Consider the following 21,414-nt stretch of genomic DNA (forward strand, 5'->3'; position numbering starts at 1 on the left):
CTGATTTGATACATCGACACATTTTGTGGTGGGAGGGAGCTGCCGGAAAAAGACACGTTTACCTTTCTTCTGCTGGAGCGCAGGGCGCATCCAACCTCTTCTTTTTCTGAATCGCCTCCTTCCAACCACGCTACCCTGTCAAAATATCAAGTGTAATTTATATAGTTTCCCGTACTCCAGCATGTGGATTATCCAATGCTATCGTCTTTTCCATATTTTCTTGTTGGTTGAAAAATGTTTGAGGCTGACCTAAAAAGTTGTTTGGTCTGAAATGGAATACAACATATAGGATGCTTACTGTTTTCTATGCGTATATACGGTATCGAAGAAGGGTGCCCCATCAATTTTAGGGCACCCTCATTTCATCTATAGGTTAATTCATTTCGCCTCCACCACTGACGGGCAAATAACTTCCTGTTAGGTAAGCACTATCATCACTGGCATAAAAAGCAATGGCTTTTGCAATATCCTTAGGTTGTCCAATTCGACCAAGTGGGAGAAAAGCCGCTTGTTGTTGTTTAAATCCTTCAGGTATAGAAGCTGTCGCATCTGTCTCTACTAATCCTGGAGAGACGACATTTGCTGTAATGCCTTGACTCCCTAGCTCTTGGGCAATATATCTGACAAAACTATTTAGAGCTCCTTTTGATGTGCCATGTGAAATGAAATTAGGTCCCGGATGATTACTTAAACCGCTAGATACATAGACAAGCTTTCCATAATTCTGCTTCTTCATATAAGGCAGTACAACCTTTGTAGACACGAAAGCAGCCTGAAGTTCATCATTCGTTTTCTGAATAAATTCATCCCATGACATATCCTCAAATGACTTCTTCACAAAGCTCATACCGGCATTATGAACGAGGATGTCTACGGTTCCATATGTTTTTACGGTCTCTTCCACGAGGTTATTCATTTGCTCCACATTTCTGGCATCTGCTTGTATAGCTATCGCTTCTCCGTCTTTTTCCTTGATCGATGCCACCACTTCTTCTGCTGCTGTTGCATTCCTTGCATAATTTACAACTACCTTTGCTCCGCGCCCAGCCAATGTTTTTGCCGTAGCAGCACCAATCCCTCGACTTGCTCCTGTTACGATTGCTACTTTTCCATTCATCCTTTTTTCACTCCTTTTGTTTTTTTATTCATGTTCCTGTCTACGTTGTTTGTTCCTATTGTTTATATTTATGAACTTAATAGAAACACCATAAAGTTAATGTTCTATTCGACATACGAGAAATGAATTAAGTTGAACAAGAGAAGGTTAAAAGTTCATCACTTAACCTACATAATTCTCTTACTTTTTTCTCCTCTAAAGGAACAAATCCAATCTTCGATAAATCGTTTTGTAATTCGCTGGGCAAGCTGTCAAAATATTGTTCAAAAGATAGCCCATTTGATGTTTCAAAATAAAGCCATAAAGCTTCTCCATACATTTGCCAAAGTAAATTGAGACCTTCATTATTGTTAAGTAATCGCTGGGCTTTCCTTTCACATAAAGTATTGTGAATATCACATAGACCAATACATGAATGCCCTTGCTTCCTCAGATACTTGCGTAATCGGTTAAGTATTATAGGCACTTCTGATAAATCTTCTATTATAGAAAAAGGAGATACACGTTTAAATTCCTCAAAGTGCACTTTAAGGTTTTGAATTCGAGGAAGTAAAAGCCCGGTTGAAAGTGAATTATGCTCAAGAAATAAATATAAAAACCCAGCCTCTGCCCAAGCCCCCATAGAAGCGTGAGTTGCGGAATACAATTTATGTTGTTTTAAGTAATCAACAGCATATATTGTTCTTTCTTTAACTATTTCTGAAACTTGTTCAATCATCTTTTTTTTACCGTTTTCAGATCCAAAATAATCAGTAGCCCATTGTTTACTCTTACTAAATTTATCCTCTTTATCTTTAATAATAGTAGCTTCATTTAAAAATCGGTAGTCCCACGGAGAATCTTCAATCATATGTTGATTTGGTAACTCATCTGTATGTAATGTTTCTAATTGAATAATTTCACCATTATAAATAACATCAGATTTGCTTGAGCTTAAATTAGTGTTTGTGTAAATAGTTAAGTCCACATCACTATACTTGTCAGCTTCACCTCTTCCTACTGAACCCCCAACAAAAGCATAAATGACATCTATGTTAGACTCTCTAATAAAATCTTTAGCAATCCGAAGCAAATTCTCACTCTTATCCCGCATTATTCTCCTCCGATATTCTGTCATAAATATATACTTTCTCTAATTCCATAAGGAAATCCTTGTTCAACAACCTGGAGTAATAAACCGAACCATGAAAAAGCCGATTTTCTTTAAACAGAAAATCGGCTTTTCGATGCTTTTGTAATTGCTCTAGCACCTTTGAGTACGTCTAAAATGCTTAAGACGATAAACCAATGACCAGAATTGTTTACATAAGGTGTCCTAATAAAGGACCACGCATTCAATTATCATGGCCTTTGTCATGATAATCAGCTACTTTGTTTTATGGTTAACAATAATCTTTTTGCTAACAAGTACCATGAGTATCGCCAATATTAGAAAATATATAGGCATCGTTACTAATGAACCGTTATGAAGGTAACTCATGCCACTAGTGATAAGACTAACTACAACATAGTAACCTAGTCCAAAAATGGCACCTGCGGTACCGAGTACATCGCTATAATGAACGAGCGCTAAACTTAGGCAGTTTGGAATAGCAATACCAATCCCCAGCAGAAGTGTAAAGATAAAGGCTACCATTAAAGACAAAGAGATAACGGACGGGTTCACTCCATAAAGTGTGAAACTAGTGAGACACACTGCTCCCAGCGTCGTTACCATAGAGCCAATAAGGATGATTTTCTCTGCTGGAAATTTAGTTAAAAGTCTTTTCGATAGCATCGCACCAAGTATAGAAGACAATGCTACGAAAACACCAAAAAAACCAAACACACCAGGTGCCATATGGAAAAATTCAATGAAAATAAATGGGGCTTCAGCATAGTAACTAAACAATATGCCATTTGTTGCCCCAATTAAAAAACCAAAGGCCCATATCCTAATGTCAAAAACCAGGCGTTTGGCTACAGAGAGTGTATTAATATTCGAAGGTGTAGACACTCTTGTTTCAGGCAGAGAAACAAACGTGTACATAAAAATTGCCACACTTATCACAACGAGAGTGAAGAAAACAGCCTTAAATCCAAGCGATTGATCTACCCAGCCTCCAATTAAGGGCCCGATTGCCGGAGTAAAGGCAAGAGCGGCTGAAATTTGGGCAAACACAGCATGACGCTTGGTGCCGTCAATACTCTCCCTTAAAATGGTCTGTGTAACCACAGAACCGGTACTAGCACCAAAAGCCTGAATGAATCGGCTTAATAATAACCATTCAACCGAATCTGACAGGTAACAACCAAGGCATCCTATACCATAAACTAATATTCCCCATAGCATTGCAGGACGCCGTCCTATAGAATCAGATAGCCTTCCCCAGCAAAAAACGCCAAAAGCGAAACCAAGAAAGTAAATACTAAGTGTCAGTTGGACCATGTTGCTACTTGCATGGAGATTATTGGTTATATCGGGTAAAGAAGGTGTATAAATCGTTTCACTAATTTGCGGGAAACCCACAAGGATAATTAACAGAAACAATGATGGTGTTGAGATTTTTCTTTCCACAGTTAATGCCCCCTATAATCTGAAAATCTCAATTAGCTTATAAAGAAATTACGGAATAGGGGGTTTACATTTGATCAGTCTAGCAAATGAGAGCATCTTTTTCACCTTTACATTTATAGGGGGATATATACCAAACATTATAGCAAAAATAAGAACGCTCTCCAAAACAGAAAATCTGACTTAAAATAAATAGTCTCTGGGCCCCCTTCGTCTAAATTTTCAACAAATCCACTGCGAATAAATCCATTTGATTCAAATACTTTTTTGCACACTTGTATTAAGTTGATCGGTTGAAGAGAATATTTTTTAGTTGATGATATGTTTTCAAAATACTCCATCAAGGATGTTGCATATCTTTTTCTTCTTTACTATGGTGATACCATTATTAAAGAAATAAAAGTAAGCTTATAACTTATTTTTACACATATCTTAGCTAAACTCCTATACATGGTTCCCGTTGCCTTGTTTTTGGGATCTAACCACAAATCTTGCCAAATTTACCGCCTTGATGACACCCACAACTAATAAGAGCAAGGAAAAGATTAAAAGAAAATGGGTGATACCTGGTAGAAACACCAGAGCTACAGGCCAGGGAACAAGGAACTTGGGAATGCCTACTAAGATACCCAAAGGAACCAATATGTTAAGCAACAAAAGCAAGGTGATACTGATTATGGAACCCAGTCTCGTTACTTTGTATTTATTTCTCCATTTAAACAAGCTGCGGAGTGACAGAATATACAAAGCAACAAGAATCAAAAGGATCAAATCAACAATTAAGTAAGTCGCTTTGAAGTTAGGCAGTTCATCTACCGATGGTTCACCCCCGTGCAGCACTTCTTTGATCCCTAATACAATTTGATCATAGCTAACCATGTAATCTATGGAGTTAAACAGCAAGACAACACCATACTCGCCGTCCATCATTAGATAAGAGGAAGAGTTCTCCGTTGCACCACTGTGCTCAATTATATTGCCTTTAATGCCCCACCCCATACCATAAAATGTATCATCACCGGTAGAAACAGCAGGCTTATGCATTTGATTGACACTTGCTTCAGACAAAACCACACGATTACTAAAACGCCCGCCATTCATCTGGGCGATCAGATAATTGGACATATCTTCTGCACTCGATATCAAACTGCCATCCGGAACTCCTCCTGTATGGCTCAATTGTTTGGTGGGAACGACAAAGCCAAAAATAGTCTGATGACCTGTCGCCAAACCATATCCCTTAGCTTCTTCAACATAAGCTGTACTATGCCTCATGTTTAAAGGCTTAAATATGTGTTCCCTGACATAATCGCCATAAGGCTGCTGTGAAGCCTTTTGAATAATTCCGCCTAAAATATCATAGTTCAGGTTTGAATATTGGTACATAGATCCAACGGGTTGAGCAAGTGGAACACTTTTCATCCTACGGATAAAATCATCGATAGGGATATCATCTGACACGAGTGTAGCTCTTCCTTCATACGTAGAAATTCCACTCGTTTGATGAAGCAGGTCCTTGACTGTAATCTTGGCAGAGGCTTCTTCATCCGCTAAACGAAACCACGGTAAATAAGTCTGTACAGGCGCATCAAGTTTAACTTTCCCTTCATCAACTAACTGCATGGTTGCCAATGCAGTGATTGATTTAGATGTAGAACCGAGCACAAAAGGAGTTTGTGGCGTGACCGGCGCCTGTTCGGGACCCGCCACCCCATAACCTTTCAAATAAATGAGCTTATCTCCTTTTACGATTCCTATAGAAGCTCCAGGAATCCCAAGACGTTCCATGGCCTTCTCCATATACTGATCTACCTTGGATCCGTTGAAAACCGGCTTCGCACTAGCTTCCGTTCCTAAAAAAATATGAAAAAAAAACATTACCGACATCAGGATTACATTGATTTTATTTCTTCTCTTTTTAACTGTTGTTCTATTTAAGCTCATGTTTGGTGTTCCCCTTCGATTAGTAATGAAGAATCGTCCGGCTGCCAAAGCTGGCGTTAGACAGAATTAATTGTTTGTTACCCTCCTTCACATAAAAATGTGATTGATCCGTTGTGTGTTCCACCATCATATTATTCTGTTGCTCCCTAAGTTCAAGCTGTTCTGCAATTCCGTCGAAGTAGCCATCGTTGATGTAACCTCACAGTGATTACTAATGACAGTATAAAGCCCGAATTTGTCCTCAATTTGAACTGAAGATTACAATTCGGGCTCTTCCTAATGTATGGGAAGCGTAATAGAAAAGGTGATTCTAGTTCCAAGTTTGCTTCTTTACGGCACATCTTTATAAGTAGTTAAACTTATCATTCTTGTCCTTTTCCATACCCATTACTCATTCTAGCGAAGGATACTTTCCTGCATCTGTCTACACTCTTACATTAATCTTACATTGGAGGAATAGCTCTGGAGGATTCTTTTGTATTTGTATTTTTCAATGTATGATCCGGCTTTTCATTTTTATTTTGATTTTCTGTATTGGAAGAATTTTGTTGTGTTCCTGTTTGTTTAGATGATACTTTTTCTTTCTCAGTATCAGACTTATCATCTATAGGAGCACATCCACTAAATAGAATGACAATCGCTATCCCAATAACTAAACATCCAATTGAAATGGCACATTCCAGATTTCCTGCAGAAAACCCAGTGCATGGAGAACCTTGTATTATTCCGCGATACAAACATATAAAACATAAATAACACACCTGTTGATTGTTCCGAGAGGAAAAGGCCATCTCAACGGGACACAAACAAAGCTTTTCGTCTTCCTCTTCGCGTCTACCCAGATGTTTTGCTGTCCCGCCTGACTGGGGCAAAAAGCGGCCTCTATGCTTCCGTGCGGGAGACTTACCGATGCCCGTTTGGGGTACGGTGTGGGTTTACTCGAAGAAAGAGCAAACAAGCAATAGAAATAATAATAGGCACAATAAGATAAGAAAAAGCGAAAGGGGCAATTAAAATACAGCAGGATACTGAAAGTAATGCAGAAAATCTTCCAATACGGTCATACCATAAAAGTTTTAAACATGCCAAGGAAGCAATAATATACACAAAAATACCCAAGGTGGTTGGAATAAGAATAAGTTCATCTACTGGAACTTTGAATACATAACTAGCTAAAATCGTTAAAGCATTAGAGAAAAACAAGAAAAATGTTGCTCGGTATGGGACATGGTGATTACTCATTTTGTTAAACCACAGAGGAAATTTCCCCTCTTTTGCCAGAGCATATCCCAACCGGGAAGAGCTAGCAAGGAAAACATTAAGCGTCCCTAAACAAACAACACAGGAAACAATGGCTGTGGCTACACCAGCATTCAACCCTAACGTCTTATTCATAAGAACAGCAAGAGGAGCTACATCTCCAGTATTTCCATATGTATGGGTACCCACTGTAACGATCGATAAAAGTGTATATATAATACCGATAAGTAGTACACTTACCCAGGTACTGCGCATTACATCACGCTCAGGGTTTTTAAATTCAGGAACAAGATGTGTAATACTTTCCCAACCAAAAAATGCCCAAAATATCAACACACAAGACTGTCCGATTCCAGTCAACCCAAAAGGGGCAAAAGGTAAAAAATTATTACGGTCTATTTCAGGAAATGCAAAGAAAATTGTTACTATAAGGAGAATCAGTACTCCACCGCTTAACCAAAGAGAAAATAGTCCACTTGTTTTTATTCCCTTTATATTTATAATGAAGGCTACAAATAGAAAAAGGAGACCAATTAAATAGAGATATATTTCTGACAGATGAAATATATGCACTATATATCCCGCACCTGTTATTCCTACAACCGCTTGCCCAGTAGCCACCCAAGCAAAAAAGAACCACCCTACGATTGCGCTCCATTTATAACCAAAAGCCTTCTGGACGATGGTGGAAACCCCGCCAAAATCCTTGTATTTTAAGGCAAGTCTCGCAAAAGTATAAGCCAAAGGGATACTTAATAATGATAAAATTATCCAGGATAGAATGGATGAAGGCCCCGCAACAGTAGCAGTATATCCAGGAAGAATAAGAATACCAGAGCCAAGGACTGCCCCCATATACAGTGCAACACCCTGGCTAAATGTTATGGATCGTAAATGCATATAAAAACCTCTCTTTCCTTAACTGATGTATTTTTCAAAGAGACAGCCTGTTAGTTCATGGTACCTCCTATCTTTTTTTTCTAGGGATAGTATATCTGGATTAAGAAAATTACATAAGGTTTTTAGAATGAAAGAGCAAGAATACAAAAGTCAATAAAAGAAATTTTATAATAAAACAGAGCGAGCCAACTCCGTACCCATCAAGCTATGTATGATGGGTACGGAGTTGGCTCTTTTAGGTAATTAAATCTATCAGATATTTCGTATTCAAAGGCAGAAAAGGGCTATTTTCCCATATAAGTGATATGGAACTTTCTATATATATATCTTCTATCTCTAACGCCTTAATATGGGGAGATTTGATTAATTCAAACATGTCTACCGGCATCATAGTAACACCCACATTGCTAGAAAGAAGATTTGATATAGTTAACAGTTCTGAACCTGTACAAATGGTTCGAGGTTTAAAGCCGGCCTTTTTACATGCGTTATTAACTAGCTGATAAAGCGCAGGTGATTGTATAGGATCATAATGCAGAAAAAAATCCTTACTTATTTCTTTTAGCTTAACTTTTTCTCTTACGGCAAGATGATGTTCGGAAGAAACAACCAATTTTATAGGAAACTTCTTAAATTCCATATATTGAATTTCCTCTTTTGAGACAACATGAAAATCTATAGGTGTTCTAATAAAACCAATATGATATTCTTTGTTTTTTATTAACTCGATAACATGAGCAGATGTCGTTTCTTTAATGCTAAACTCCATATCCGGTAAGCTATTATAAAGGTTTCTCAATACCTTTGGTAGATAAAAGCAAGCTGCTGAAGGAATAGTGGCTATCTTCATGACTGTTGGTAAAGTTTTTGCTTCCATGATACTTGTAACTGTATTCTCGATTTGTTCAAATGAAAGGGCCAGCTTTTCAAACAGGTACTCTCCTTCTTCTGTAAGATTCACTTTTCGTGTTGTTCGATGAAGCAGCTTCACCTGAAGTTGTTCTTCTAGCAAATGGATTTGTTGACTTAAGGCAGGTTGAGAAACATGTAGATTTTTTGAAGCTTGAGTAAAATTCAGGGTTTTTGCAATCTCTATAAAATAGCGAAGAGAAAGTAAGTTCATAAGACCTCCATTATCAGCACAGAGTAATTAATAATTTTATCTTATAATTATATAATAATTTATTATTTTACTGAATCATTGAAATAATGCTAAAATTCCTTATGCAGTTAAGATAAATTTTCGATTGGAGGAATAGTAATGTCTTTTCAGCAACAAATTCTTGTCAACGACACATTCTACCCTAATAAAGAATCCGCTTTTATTCACGTTGAGGATCGAGGCTATCAATTCGGTGATGGGGTGTATGAAGTAATTCGTGTTTATAATGGGAGAGTATTTAAATCTTTTGAGCATATCCAACGACTGTATCGAAGTGCGAATGAAATTTCACTTTCGATTCCTTTCTCACAGAATGATATGATGAGCCGCTTAGAGGAGCTTGTCAACCGAAGCGGGTTGGGGACGGGGAACATTTATCTTCAAATCTCCCGCGGAGCAGCACCTCGTACGCATGCCTTTCCTTCTACTGTAGAGTCTGTATTTGTAGCTTATTGTAATGTTAAAGAAAGACCTGAAGAAATGTTAAGCAATGGAATTAAAACAATTACAACAGAAGATATTCGCTGGCTTCGCTGTGACATTAAAAGTTTAAACCTGCTGGGAGCTGTTCTAGCCAATCAACAAGCACATGCTAGTGATTGCTATGAAGCCATTCTCCATCGAGATGGAATAGTTACAGAATGCAGTGCTTCCAATCTATTTATTGTAAAAGAAGGGACTATTTTTACCCACCCTGCCAATTTTTTTATTTTAAATGGAATTACGCGTCAGTTGATCTTAGAATTGGCTGTAAAAAACGGGATAAAAATAATTGAACGTCCATTTACCCTCGAAGAGCTATTTAATGCTGAGGAAGTATTTGCATCTAGTACGACTATCGAGGTCATGCCTGTTATTCAAATCGATAATACAATCATAGGAAAAGGAAAACCTGGCCAGTTGACAAAAAAACTCCAGGAATTATTCTCACAAGCTATTTCTTCCTCTTTGTATTAAGTACGAAAGAGGAAGGAATTATCTAATACTTTATATGATTTGTGATGTGGCTATTACTAAATTATGCAGAGAGGATAACTTATGAAAAAATTTATTGCTTTTCAAATTTTAATTGCATTGTTTATTGGAGCCCTTATTGGGCACTTTTTCCCTGAACTTGGGAAAGGTTTAAAACCAATTGGGGACGCTTTTATTCATCTTATTAAAATGATTGTTGTACCTATTGTTTTTACTACCATTGTTATCGGGTCATCGGGTAGCGGGAATATGAAAAAAATGGGTTCATTAGGACTTAAAACGATTATTTGGTTTGAATTTATTACCACTCTGATTCTAGCTATTGGTCTTTTGCTTGCTAACAGTTTAAAGCCTGGTGCCGGACTTGATTTGTCTCATCTTGTCCAAAAAGATATTACAAAATTAAATGACAGCGTTTCCAAAGTTGTCGATTTTAAAACGATGCTTGTTAACATCATTCCAAGCAACATTGTTGATGCAATGGCAAAAAGTGATTTATTAGCTGTCATATTCTTCGCTATTTTATTTGGTGCAGCTGCTGGAGCAATCGGCAAAGCGTCAGAGCCAGCAATGAAGTTTATGGAGTCAGTTGCAAATATTATGTTTAAACTGACACAAATGGTCATGATAACCGCACCTATCGGTGTGCTCGCTCTAATGGCAGCCTCTGTAGGTCAGTATGGTATCACCCTCTTAATCCCTATGGCAAAATTGATCGGTGTTGTGTATCTTGGACTTGCTATAGTTATTTTTGGTCTGTTTCCATTGATTGCCTGGTTCTTTAAAATTTCGTACTTTACTGTGTTTCGAATGGTGTGGGATTTGTTCCTTATCGCTTTTTCTACAACAAGCACGGAAACGATTCTGCCTCAGTTAATGGAGAGAATGGAAGCTTACGGTTGTTCGAAACGTGTTGTTTCATTCGTTATTCCGTCTGGACTATCACTGAATTGTGATGGTTCGACATTGTACCTTTCTGTTTGTTCTATTTTTTTAGCACAAGCCTTTGGTATCCCAATGGATTTTGGACAACAGTTGATTTTAATGGGAGTTCTTGTTGCAACATCAAAAGGAATTGCTGCTGTTCCATCTGGTTCACTGGTTGTACTCTTAGCCACCGCCACAGCAGTAGGCCTTCCTGCTGAAGGTGTCGCCATTATCGCAGGTATTGATCGTGTGCTAGATATGGCACGTACTGCTTGTAATACACCTGGACACGCTCTTGCTTGTATTGTTGTTTCGAAATGGGAAAAGGAGTTCCGTCAGAAAGATTGGATTAAACATAAACCCGAACAGCGGGCATTAGAGCAGGCGTAAGATAAAGGAAGAGAACGTGCATGCTCAAAGTGTGGAGAAAACCATCGTTTTCCCACACTTTTTTCCATATCATGCTTAAAACCTTACTTACTATCATCTTGTTCTTCAAACCGAACGATAACCTCAGTTCCTTTGTTTGGGTTACTATTGACGACAATATTTCCCTGATGAGCTTTAATGAGTTGACGGGAAATAGCCATCCCCAAGCCTGTTCCTTTGTATATTTGATTTGTATCTGTTCCTCTAAAATAACGCTCAAACAAACGTAATTTTGTTTCTTCATCTATACCGATCCCATTATCACGAATAACGATTTGAAACCCATGATTAGGTAAGCGTTCTACAATTACTTGAATATATGTGTTTTCAGGATTATGGTTTACTGCATTAGCAAGTAAATTATCAATAGCTCTTAACAACCACTTTCGATCAAATGAATAATAAATTGTTTGAACATCTGATTTGAAGGTAATATTATGTTTTTTTCCATAAGGGGTGTTAGCCATATCAATCACAGCTTCACGGACAAATTCGATAATATCTCCTCTTTCACAATGTAAAGGAAGAGCATCGTTTTTCAAACGAAAGGTTAGATTAAAGTCTTCTATTAAGCCTTCCATGTAAATGGAGCGTTCCTGAATGATGGCCGCAAATCTCCGAACTTCCTGCTCATTCCAGTGATATTGCTGTGATGCAAGCATATCTGCATAACCTTTCACTGCCGAAAGCGGAGTTTTGATATCGTGAGAAATTCCAGTCATCCATTCTTCTCTTGTTTTCTCCAGCCGTTCTCTTTCCTCTTTGCTCTTTTTTAAAGTATCTGTGAGCTGGTTTAGTGCGTCAATAACTTCTTTATATATTCTATATGAGCGTTTTACTCTGCCATGCTTAGTCCGACTAAGAGGATTTCCTTTTCGATTTACCGGCTCCATATATAAACCCCTGGATAATGTTTGAACCCAGGATAATATATGAAGAATAGGTGCACCAAGTTGACTTCCGAAAAGAATAGCAACGAGAAAAACTGTAAAAATTATAGATGCCATCCAAAGATTATTTACTGTGTAGTTCCAAGGTGTAGTTTTATTCCAAGGCGCTCCAATGACCCAAGTTATTGTCTGTCCTGCTGCAGTATCATACCATGTTGATAAATAATAGCCTGTCTTGGCTGGAAAAACATAGTGTGAGACTAGTTCCCCAGGTGCATATCGGTTTGGTACGGACTGTGGTTGATTGTAACTATAGATTACTTTTCCTGTTTCATTTAATATTTGCAACCACATATTATTCTTTTGCAGGGAGTCTAATAATTGTGGGTTTACCTCTATTATTCCACTGTGGAATTTTGTGCTGGCCGCTATTTTTTGCACACTTGCTTTTTGAGCGACTTCTTTTGGCTTATCTTCAAATAATAATTCAAAAGTAAGCATTACGATAGTAAAAAGTGCAGCCCATATAAACAAAAGTAGTAACAGTCTTGATACGAAATTCCAGGCCAGTCGTCGTTTTATGTTCATTCTTCATTTTCCTTACAAGATGGGTTGATCAGCTTATATCCTAGTCCTCGTACTGTCACGAGATATTGTGGGTTACTGGGATCTGGTTCGATTTTTTCTCTTAGTCGGCGAATATGAACCATAACTGTACAATCTTCTCCAAAGGTTTCTTCCCACACTTGCTTGTACAATTGTTTTTTACTAATAATTTGATTCGGATGCTTACATAGGAAAACTAGCAACTTAAATTCTCGTGCAGGACAGCTTATTTGGCGTCCTTCAACTAGTAGTTCCCCAGATTCCTCGATCACCCGAAACCGTCCGTAATCAAATCCTTTTTTTTCGGGCTTATGTTGATGTATAAGTTTTTGCCTACGCAAATGTGCTTTAATACGTGCTACTACTTCCAAAGGATTAAAAGGTTTCGTAATGTAATCATCGCCACCAAATCCAAAGCCTGTTAACTTATCCAAATCAGTCGTTTTAGCAGTTAAAAATAATATAGGTACGTGTGTTTGCTTCCTGAGCTCTTGACAAAGGAGAAAGCCATCATAATCAGGTAGCATAACATCAAGGACAATAATATCTGGTTTCACCTCCTGACATACACCGATTGCCTCCTCTCCACTTTGGGCTGTATAAATGTTGTGAAATCGTTCTTTTTGTAATACTGTCTGCATCATCTCAAGAATATGGATATCATCATCAACGAGTAATATCTTTGTGCAAGTAATAAAACTTTCCATTATCGTGCTCCTTCTAAGTAATAAAAAAATCAATATGATTGTTTTCATTATAATTGACCTATCTCTAACAAAAAAAGCGATTCTAGCAAAGTTAAGCTAATGTTTAGGTAGTGTTTTGCCTTTATTTAATGATGTCCTGCTATCATTACTTACGAGGTGATAGATATGGAAAATTTTATAATTCAAACGGAGAATTTAACCAAAAGGTATAGAAAACAGACCTCGGTTAACAGATTAAATTTAGAAGTACGAAGAGGGGAAATATACGGTTTTTTGGGTCCAAACGGCGCTGGGAAAACGACAACAATTCGCATGCTTCTTGGTTTAATAAAACCTACAACAGGGCATATTAAAATTTTTGGAAGAGATTTTCAGAAAAACAAAATCGACATTTTACGAAAAATCGGTTCTTTGGTTGAATCTCCATCATATTATGGTCATCTAACTGGCTATGAAAATTTAGAAGCAATTCGTCGGCTTATTGATGTTTCTTCTGATCGTATAACCGAAGTTTTGAACATTGTACGCTTAAACAAAGCAGCGAATCGATTAACAAAAGAATATTCACTTGGGATGAAACAACGCCTAGGGATTGCTGCAGCACTCCTAAGTCAACCGGAACTGCTTATATTAGATGAACCTACAAATGGATTAGATCCAGCAGGTATTCAGGAAATCCGTGAATTAATTAAAGATTTGCCAAACCGATACGGAATGACAGTTGTTGTTTCCAGTCATCTGTTAAGCGAAATTGATCAAATGGCAACAAAAGTTGGGATTATTACAAACGGCCAGCTTCTATTTCAGGATGAAATTGAAGTTCTCAGAAAAAGAAGTAACCCTCGGCTAAAGATTGGAGTAAGCAATCCGCAATTAGCCGCAGGAATACTGAAAGAAAAAGGGTGGATAACGCACGTAGAAGCAGATTCACTCTGGGCCAATCAAACAGCCCCTGAAATTGCTTCAGAAATGAATACAACCCTGGTTGAGCACGGATTGTCAGTCTACCGGTTGGAAGAGCATAAGCGTTCCTTAGAAGATATATTTTTGGAAATTACCGGTAAGGAGGGGAGCCTGTGATCAAAAAACTTATTTTGTCTGATCGTGTCAAAATGAAGCGAACACCTTTGAAATGGGTTGTATTGCTTATTCCCATGGTGGTATTAGCCTACGAAATCGTTAACTTTTCCTATCGCTCAGCTTATATAAAACAACAGATGAATGTATTTCACGCAGACACGATGTGGTCTTATCTGATATGGGATAACAGTTTTTTGCTTGGTCTTGGTGTTCCCCTAGGAATTACTCTCGCAGCTTCTATCATTGCCAATGTAGAGCATCAGGCTAATTCGTGGAAGCAGACGCTTTCTATGCCAATTTCGCGGATTCAAGTATATGTAAGCAAATTTATTTGGCTTTTTGGAAGTTCAATAATCTCCGCACTCATCTTTGCAATTAGCATGGTGGCCATTGGAAAAATTCTCAACTTTGAAAGCGATATTCCATGGAGAGATGTATGGGGAGACAGCTTATCTGTATACCTTACAGCTATTCCTTTTATGTCCGTCCAGCTATGGATTTCCATGCTAATTAAAAATCAAGCCTTTTCTATTACAATTGGTTCTGTCTCAACAATGATGGGGTTGTTTATGGCGATGAACCAAACAACACGCTGGTTACCCTGGGCATTTCCTGTACAAGCCTCCACTATTATGTTAGGAGAAAGTGGATTGACAAATAACTTAGAATTATCGGCATTTCTCGTACTAAGCTTTATGCAAGGCTTTGTGATCTTACTAGCCGGGGCCATCCATTTTGCGAAAAAAGACGTACAATAAAGAGGAGACGTATATGCTAAAACAACTAATCTCTGTTGAGTTATTAAAGATACGACGTTCACGATTTTGGATCATGATGTTACTTGGTCCCATCATCGCCGTAGTTCTGTCTCTCAGCAACTTTTTTAACAATTTCGATGTATTTATGGACCCGGGTGATAATGGCTGGATCGAAGCATGGACGCAAGTTGCTATTTTTATGGGGCCATTTATTTTACCTATACTATCTGGTATTTATGCCTCATTGGTTTGTCGGTATGAATATATTAGTGGTGGATGGAAACAGCTGTTGGCATTACCTGTATCTCGGTCCAACGTTTATATTTCCAAGTTTATTGTGTTATTGGTTCTACTTGCCGTTACTCAATGTATTGTGTTTATCTTGTTTATTATTTTAGGCTTACTATCGGGGGTCCCGCATGAAATTCCGTGGTTTTCACTTATCGTATTCTCATTAAGAGGACTATTGGCTACTCTTCCATTGGCAGCCATACAATTGGTTATTTCAATTCGTTCGCGGAACTTTGGAGTTCCCCTTGCTTTTAATATCGCATTGACTTTACCAGCAATCTTAGCCGCTAATACTTCATTAGGGCAGTTTTATCCCTGGACACAACCAATGCTGGCTATGTCACCGACTGATGAAACTCCAATTCAGTCTTTCCCCCTTTTCTATACCGTAGTAATCGGGGTGTTTATCGCTACTATGGTATTTGGGATCCGAAATTTTACAAAACGTGATATGACGTAGCAATGACTTTTTGAATACAAATGCAAAAAAAGTTGCTTACTATCAACACTCTAAAGAGGCTGATACAACATATAGGTTACTTACTGTTTTCTGTGCGTATATACGGCATCGAAGAAGGGTGCCCCGTCACTTTTGGGACACCCTCTACTAAAAAATAATTGTTTACTTTTAAGAAATCAATTTACTAAATCCGTTACTCAACTATAGCACCCATTAGTTAAGCAACTTCACTATTTATTTGGTATTTCATATTCACAAAAAAACCTTTCCACACCAGGATATTTTTCACCTAGACTTATTATCTTAAATCTAAATTTTCGATAGAAATCTACAGCATCTTTATCTGTCTCAGCAAAAATATTCCTTAATGAATGTTTTTCACAAATAAATTGAACCATCTTGCTACCTATGCCATTTCCTCTTTCTGTTGGAGACACTGCAATATGCTTTATCTCACAATCACTTGCATTAAGAAACTCAACCCCTATACAACCAACCATAGTTCCCGCGTTCTCAAATCCATATAAAATTCGGTTTGAAGCTTGCGCGTATTGTTCATATTCTTGGTCAATTTTTGCTTCGGAAGTGGCATAAGATAAAAGCTCCCTTACGGACGGAGAGATGATTTTAGACGTTATCCTTATCATTAATACATCCTTTTTGTTCAACTAAAGTTCCCCCTGTTAGCTTAATAGGAAAAAATTCCCTCTTAAACATTGTCTATGATTTTTAAATGTAGTTACTATCTTAATATTCTCCAAAAATCCGGTCCATAGTTCCTGTTCTGAAATTTAACTGGAAGTTGTGTATTTGAAAAATTATCACCAACATTTATCTTATATAATTTATTTTGCAAAGGTGAACCAAAGGAAAACTCAAGTTGACAATCAGTAAGATTAAACAAAACTGAATGAACGGTTCCAAAGTTTTCTTTGTAATTATGAATAGCCACCCCTTCTGGAAATTCCGTTAAAAGAAGTTCTTTAATTTCGTAAACAGATCTCTTACCATTGACACTAAACTTATTCTCTAAAACATTATATCGTAGTTGAGATTGATCTAGCTTGCCTGGTTCAAGACTTCTAATTTCAGGAAATAGCCCATGATTTGTTGCAATTAAATAGTCTTGTTCTGCTTTTTTTACCGCTTTAATTCCATCATATGTTCCAACTAAAGCTGCCTCACCATTTGCATCCGCTAAAAGTAAATTCATATTTGTTCCGACAGGCATATTTTTCACAGCATAAACAGCTTCTTCAATGTTTTTACACGCCTCTAGTATAGCTCTAACAATAACCATAAACTGCAACCCAGCGACTACTGGTTTTCTCATACCTGGATAGTTACCTATTGGCATGCCACACGAAGCAAAGGCTACGCAAAGCCCTTTCTCATTTAATCCTTCGCTCCGACCAAATGTAGAAACAGAGAAGCCGGTATGCGTGTAGCTTCCATCTACTTTAGTTGTACAAAGACGCATATCCGAAATATTAGGGGAAAGGTCGTAGTTTCGTACTACGTATGTTTTACCGTCAACCATTTTTGGGGGCAAAATTGCGCCTAGACTACATCCTCCAGATATTAACCAGGCATCATTGTAAAACTTTAATTGATTCGGCTCAAAGCCAAATTCTTCCGCAAAGCCCTCTAGCTCCTCATTTAATCCTGGACAATACTCCTCGATTCGAGCTCTCATTTCAAGATAAGCTTTGTCAGAATCAGGTTGTTCTCTAAGAAAAATGTTCTTAACGTATGAACTCTCACGATATTCTAAAGCTTGCTGTTTTCCAATCTCATACGAACTTCCTTTCAGGTAAGTAAACTTTCCTGTATACGTATTCATTCCAAACTCCCCATTCTACATTTTAATAGCAAGATATATACCTTGCTATAAACAGAATAAACTCTCCAGTAACTGGAGAGTTTACCTCAATTCGTTATTCAATTATTATGAGTTGCTACCTTACCTTTACAAACACTTTAGTCAGAAAGTCATTTGGATGTATTTCATTGGGCTTAATATTTATTGGATTCACTACTTGCGATGGGACAAGTCCCTTTATGTACTGTTCCATATACATTCCTTCAACATGCAGTGATTTTTCTGCTAACCATGCCTTTAAACGACTGTAACCATAGCGAAGTTCTGAATAAGGCCCTTTCACATTGACACATGCATACGTTCCTCCGGGTACTATCACAAGAAGCTCCTCATTTTTATTGTTTTTTACAGGTAAAAGTAATTCAACATCTGCTTTCTTTTGTTTCCAATCTTTTTGATGAAAAATAGCGAGTAGCTCCCCATCCATCTCTAACTGATATGCATATATTCTTTCAAACAACTTTTTAACGAGAGCGTCCATTTCAACCATGTTTATTGTTTTACGAATAGACACAACCTGTATATTTTGTCGCTTCTCTATGTAACAACTTGACAGAGTGGGCTTCGGAATGAATGCCTCCTCATTCCTTATGAACCTCTGTATTTGTTGAATGTTGTTAATTTGCTTGGTGATTTGTTCTTGCTGACACTTCAATTCCTCGGTCTTTTTCTTTAGCCTTACATCTAGAGCTTTCATATCTTTACCTTTTAAAGCTTGCTCAATTTCGTTTAACGAGAACTGGCAGTCTTTAAGAACTAGGATGGTTTTTAGCTCCTTTATCTTATCGTAGTCATAATACCGGTAGCTTGTCTCGGGATCGATATAAGAAGGTTCAAGTAAACCGATGTCACTATAGTAACGAATTGTCTTTACAGGTACATTGCACAGATTCGAAAATTTTCCAATTGTATACATAGTATCCCCCCTTTCCAAACGACATCTATTTCTAAACAATTTACTCAAATAAATTCCATTTTTAATGAAATATGCTCCATCACCATAATTCCGGCCTTTGGATGCCGGATTTCTTTTTTGCCAATAGGCGGCCCTACATTTAACTGATTTCACATTAAACCGGATTTTTTTCAATATAAAACGGAAAACCAGCCTAACACTTTGTTTCTCATGTTCTGGCTGGTTTCCTTTTAATTTCTATCAATCCCTGTTAGCTGAGTTGAGTGTATCTTTTCAATTTACATTATGCAATACGAAAACATAATATAATTCTCTGATCCAGTAGCACCGTCAATAATCCCATTCCAGCAGATCTTGTAGCAACTCTCTGGAAAAGGCCAATTGCTCAGGGGTATACTTGTCCAGAAAGCCCATAAACCGCTGTTCAATGTCCTGATGAAGACGATTATGGATATTGTGCAATTTCTCTCCTTTTCCTGTTAAACGAAAATATACTTCCTTTTTATTATCAAGAAGCTGCTGTCTTTTAATCAGATCTAATTTCAACAGCTTTTTGCTTATTCGCGTGACAGACCCCTTGGTCAAATTAGTCTTTTCAGAAATCATTGTGACGTTAATCGGTCCATAATTGCCGATACATGCGATTAAATGAATCTCGGATAAAGTAAGATCTAACTTTAAATTCAATTCGGCTTCAAGCATTTTTAACTTTTCTCCAAATCTGATCGTGAATTTGCTATCTCTCATATCTTGCTGTGTAACAAGCTGAAAGAAAAGCTTAAAAATCCACTGTTTGGAAAGCTCTGTCTTATGCATACGTTATTTTCTCCTCTTTGTACATCTCCTCCTATTATACAATAATTGTTTCGTGTAAAACAATTTGTTCTGGTGTATCGGATTCTCCTTGTTGCGAGAAAGACTCATCCAATCACCCATTTGAATGCTACCTTGTTTTGCTTCATCATCGTGTTTTTATGAAAAATCATAACCTCCGCACCAGCGTCTAATTCCCTGCTTGATGGCGTCTAAATACTCCGGCACCGATCTGGAAACCACCCATGCGATATACCCATCTGGGCGAATCAATGCCGTATGAACCTCGTCCCATTCTGGTGCTTCCTCAACAAGAGATGCACGAACAAACTGAAGATGAGGATAATTTGACCATTCAGCTCCATCATTTAGACTTTCATCCGAAGCTAGATGAAGTAAAAGGAATGAACCGGAGTAAAGCAGCTCGTAAGCATTCCTCATTATACCGTTCTCCAACCTCAACTTTAGTTCCTTTAAGCGGCTACCGTTTAACGCGTGTTGTGGTGAATCCATATCTGGCGCATACCGGACATCAAAGGCTGAGATTTGGGCAGCTATTAGCTGATTAGCCTTGGGTATATGAAGCAGTTCGGACAGCATGCCCCGAAGTGCTACCATCCTTGGTGAGAATTCACTCATCAACAACGTTTGAATCTCAGTATTTCTGAGCAAAGCCGTATTAATGGGAAACCGTTCCGCATGATAACTGTCCAGTAGCCAATCCGAAGCCCTGCCCTTCAGCTTAGCTGCCAACTTCCATCCTAGATTCATAGCTTCCTGTAAACCAACGTTCAGCCCCTGTCCACCAGCTGGAAAATGAATGTGTGCCGCATCTCCCGCGAGAAAAATCCGCCCCTCCCGATAACGCTCCGCTTGCCGAGTCGCATTTCCAAAGCGAGATAACCAGTATGCTTCGGATATGCCAAAATCGCTCCCTAGAATACGAATTAATCCCGATCGCAACTCTTCTAGAGTAACAGGTTCTTCTTTTGGCACAGCCATTCTCTCCCGGTCAATCATAACTATCCGATGCATTTGGGACGTCACGGGAACAATCATGACCAACCCGTGTTCACTGAAACGAGAAACCACATTCGATTCCGGAGGATTCAACAAAACAACGTCTCCAAGCATAGCGGTGAAGGTCTGGCTAGTTCCTACGAATGGGATACCTACTTGTTTTCTGACCGTGCTTCTTGCACCGTCTGTTCCGACAACATATGCAGCCGACAGTTTGGATTCTCCTTTGGGGCCAGCTGCAACTATCTCGACCCCTTTCTGATCCTGCCGTACCGATAAAACCTCCTCTTCTCGTCGTATCTCTACTCCAAGATTTTTAGCCCATTCTTCCAGTACCTTCTCCGTGTCATGTTGAGGAATAAAAAGCGTATAATTGGAGGAAGAATCCAATGCCGAGAAATTCAGACGGCTATCCAGCCCCGCAAAATGTCCTGTAGGGATCGGTTTTCCTTTGCTCAATATTTTTTGTTTCAATCCTCGTAAATCCAGAATTTCCAATGTTCTGGGATGCAGAGTTAGAGCACGAGAGTATGGAGTTGTCTCCTTCAAGCGTTCAAGGACGCATACTTTCACATCAGCTAAAGCCAGTTCTGATGCCAGCATCATGCCTACCGGTCCTCCACCAACAACAATAACATCGTAATCCATTCGTATCCGCTCCTTTATTTTTCAAACAATCATGGTAGTGCAACAATAGCAACGACTTCAATAAGCCATTCCGGG

The 21,414-nt window shown here is 38.2% G+C and carries 19 protein-coding genes and 1 pseudogene; 5 read left to right on the forward strand and 15 right to left on the reverse strand.

The features are described from left to right. Window positions 1–373: 373 nt before the first annotated feature. The 8 genes and pseudogenes from AF333_RS17175 to AF333_RS17205 form a co-directional block, all read right to left on the reverse strand. Entirely contained in the window at window positions 374–1,117 is a 744-nt protein-coding gene (locus AF333_RS17175; protein ID WP_043064630.1) for an SDR family NAD(P)-dependent oxidoreductase, read from the reverse strand. Window positions 1,118–1,244: 127 nt separating this feature from the next. Then, window positions 1,245–2,210: a nucleotidyltransferase domain-containing protein gene (locus AF333_RS17180; protein ID WP_043064629.1), complete on the reverse strand. Its 966-nt coding sequence runs from the start codon at window positions 2,208–2,210 to the stop codon at window positions 1,245–1,247. Window positions 2,211–2,483: 273 nt separating this feature from the next. Beyond that, a complete protein-coding gene (locus AF333_RS17185) occupies window positions 2,484–3,674 on the reverse strand; it encodes a multidrug effflux MFS transporter (RefSeq protein ID WP_043064628.1) in 1,191 nt (396 codons plus the stop codon). Window positions 3,675–3,811: 137 nt separating this feature from the next. Further along, a pseudogene (locus tag AF333_RS37810) lies at window positions 3,812–4,039 on the reverse strand (hypothetical protein); the annotation flags it as partial. Between the two features lie 76 nt (window positions 4,040–4,115). Continuing rightward, window positions 4,116–5,615, reverse strand: coding sequence for a serine hydrolase domain-containing protein (locus AF333_RS17190; RefSeq protein ID WP_043064627.1), 1,500 nt, complete (start codon window positions 5,613–5,615; stop codon window positions 4,116–4,118). Window positions 5,616–6,058: 443 nt separating this feature from the next. After that, window positions 6,059–6,487, reverse strand: a complete 429-nt coding sequence (locus AF333_RS17195; protein ID WP_043064626.1) for a hypothetical protein — start codon at window positions 6,485–6,487, stop codon at window positions 6,059–6,061. 31 nt (window positions 6,488–6,518) lie between these two features. Beyond that, a complete protein-coding gene (locus AF333_RS17200; RefSeq protein ID WP_043064625.1) occupies window positions 6,519–7,775 on the reverse strand; it encodes an APC family permease in 1,257 nt (418 codons plus the stop codon). 235 nt (window positions 7,776–8,010) lie between these two features. Beyond that, entirely contained in the window at window positions 8,011–8,898 is an 888-nt protein-coding gene (locus AF333_RS17205) for a LysR family transcriptional regulator (protein WP_052520434.1), read from the reverse strand. Between the two features lie 138 nt (window positions 8,899–9,036). Here AF333_RS17205 and dat point away from each other — a divergent pair, with 138 nt between their 5' ends. Further along, window positions 9,037–9,894 carry a D-amino-acid transaminase gene (gene dat, locus AF333_RS17210; RefSeq protein WP_043064624.1) on the forward strand — a complete coding sequence of 286 codons (858 nt, stop codon included), beginning with the start codon at window positions 9,037–9,039 and terminating at the stop codon, window positions 9,892–9,894. Between the two features lie 81 nt (window positions 9,895–9,975). Further along, window positions 9,976–11,229 (forward strand): dicarboxylate/amino acid:cation symporter, encoded by a 1,254-nt coding sequence (locus AF333_RS17215; RefSeq protein WP_043064623.1) that lies wholly within the window; start codon window positions 9,976–9,978, stop codon window positions 11,227–11,229. A gap of 83 nt (window positions 11,230–11,312) precedes the next feature. Here AF333_RS17215 and AF333_RS17220 read toward each other — a convergent pair whose 3' ends face one another. Both AF333_RS17220 and AF333_RS17225 read right to left on the reverse strand, forming a co-directional pair. After that, window positions 11,313–12,746, reverse strand: coding sequence for a sensor histidine kinase (locus AF333_RS17220; RefSeq protein WP_043064622.1), 1,434 nt, complete (start codon window positions 12,744–12,746; stop codon window positions 11,313–11,315). After that, window positions 12,743–13,471, reverse strand: coding sequence for a response regulator transcription factor (locus AF333_RS17225; protein WP_043064621.1), 729 nt, complete (start codon window positions 13,469–13,471; stop codon window positions 12,743–12,745). Before AF333_RS17225 ends, AF333_RS17220 begins: the two co-directional genes overlap by 4 nt. Window positions 13,472–13,636: 165 nt before the next feature. On the opposite strand from AF333_RS17225, the gene AF333_RS17230 reads away from it, so the two are divergent. The 3 genes from AF333_RS17230 to AF333_RS17240 are packed head-to-tail and all read left to right on the forward strand — an operon-like array spanning window position 13,637 to window position 16,060. Next, complete coding sequence (locus AF333_RS17230; protein ID WP_043064620.1) at window positions 13,637–14,551, forward strand: ABC transporter ATP-binding protein; 915 nt, start codon at window positions 13,637–13,639, stop codon at window positions 14,549–14,551. Then, on the forward strand, window positions 14,548–15,309 hold the full coding sequence (locus AF333_RS17235; protein WP_235356600.1) for an ABC transporter permease: 762 nt from the start codon (window positions 14,548–14,550) through the stop codon (window positions 15,307–15,309). The genes AF333_RS17230 and AF333_RS17235 overlap by 4 nt, the downstream gene beginning before the upstream one ends. A gap of 13 nt (window positions 15,310–15,322) precedes the next feature. Next, complete coding sequence (locus tag AF333_RS17240; RefSeq protein ID WP_043064619.1) at window positions 15,323–16,060, forward strand: ABC transporter permease; 738 nt, start codon at window positions 15,323–15,325, stop codon at window positions 16,058–16,060. A 230-nt stretch (window positions 16,061–16,290) separates the two neighbouring features. Here the strand turns inward: AF333_RS17240 and AF333_RS17245 are convergent, their stop codons facing one another. The 5 genes from AF333_RS17245 to AF333_RS17265 all read right to left on the reverse strand — a co-directional run bounded on the left by AF333_RS17245 (window position 16,291) and on the right by AF333_RS17265 (window position 21,339). Then, window positions 16,291–16,728, reverse strand: coding sequence for a GNAT family N-acetyltransferase (locus tag AF333_RS17245; RefSeq protein WP_235356598.1), 438 nt, complete (start codon window positions 16,726–16,728; stop codon window positions 16,291–16,293). Between the two features lie 74 nt (window positions 16,729–16,802). Then, window positions 16,803–17,903: a C45 family autoproteolytic acyltransferase/hydolase gene (locus AF333_RS17250; RefSeq protein WP_043064618.1), complete on the reverse strand. Its 1,101-nt coding sequence runs from the start codon at window positions 17,901–17,903 to the stop codon at window positions 16,803–16,805. 115 nt (window positions 17,904–18,018) lie between these two features. After that, complete coding sequence (locus AF333_RS17255; RefSeq protein WP_043064617.1) at window positions 18,019–18,858, reverse strand: MerR family transcriptional regulator; 840 nt, start codon at window positions 18,856–18,858, stop codon at window positions 18,019–18,021. A 330-nt stretch (window positions 18,859–19,188) separates the two neighbouring features. Next, a complete protein-coding gene (locus AF333_RS17260) occupies window positions 19,189–19,674 on the reverse strand; it encodes a MarR family transcriptional regulator (protein WP_043064616.1) in 486 nt (161 codons plus the stop codon). Between the two features lie 156 nt (window positions 19,675–19,830). After that, window positions 19,831–21,339: a monooxygenase gene (locus tag AF333_RS17265; protein WP_043064615.1), complete on the reverse strand. Its 1,509-nt coding sequence runs from the start codon at window positions 21,337–21,339 to the stop codon at window positions 19,831–19,833. Between the last annotated feature and the right edge of the window lie 75 nt (window positions 21,340–21,414).

The sequence above is a fragment of the Aneurinibacillus migulanus genome (assembly GCF_001274715.1).
Taxonomy (GTDB): domain Bacteria; phylum Bacillota; class Bacilli; order Aneurinibacillales; family Aneurinibacillaceae; genus Aneurinibacillus; species Aneurinibacillus migulanus.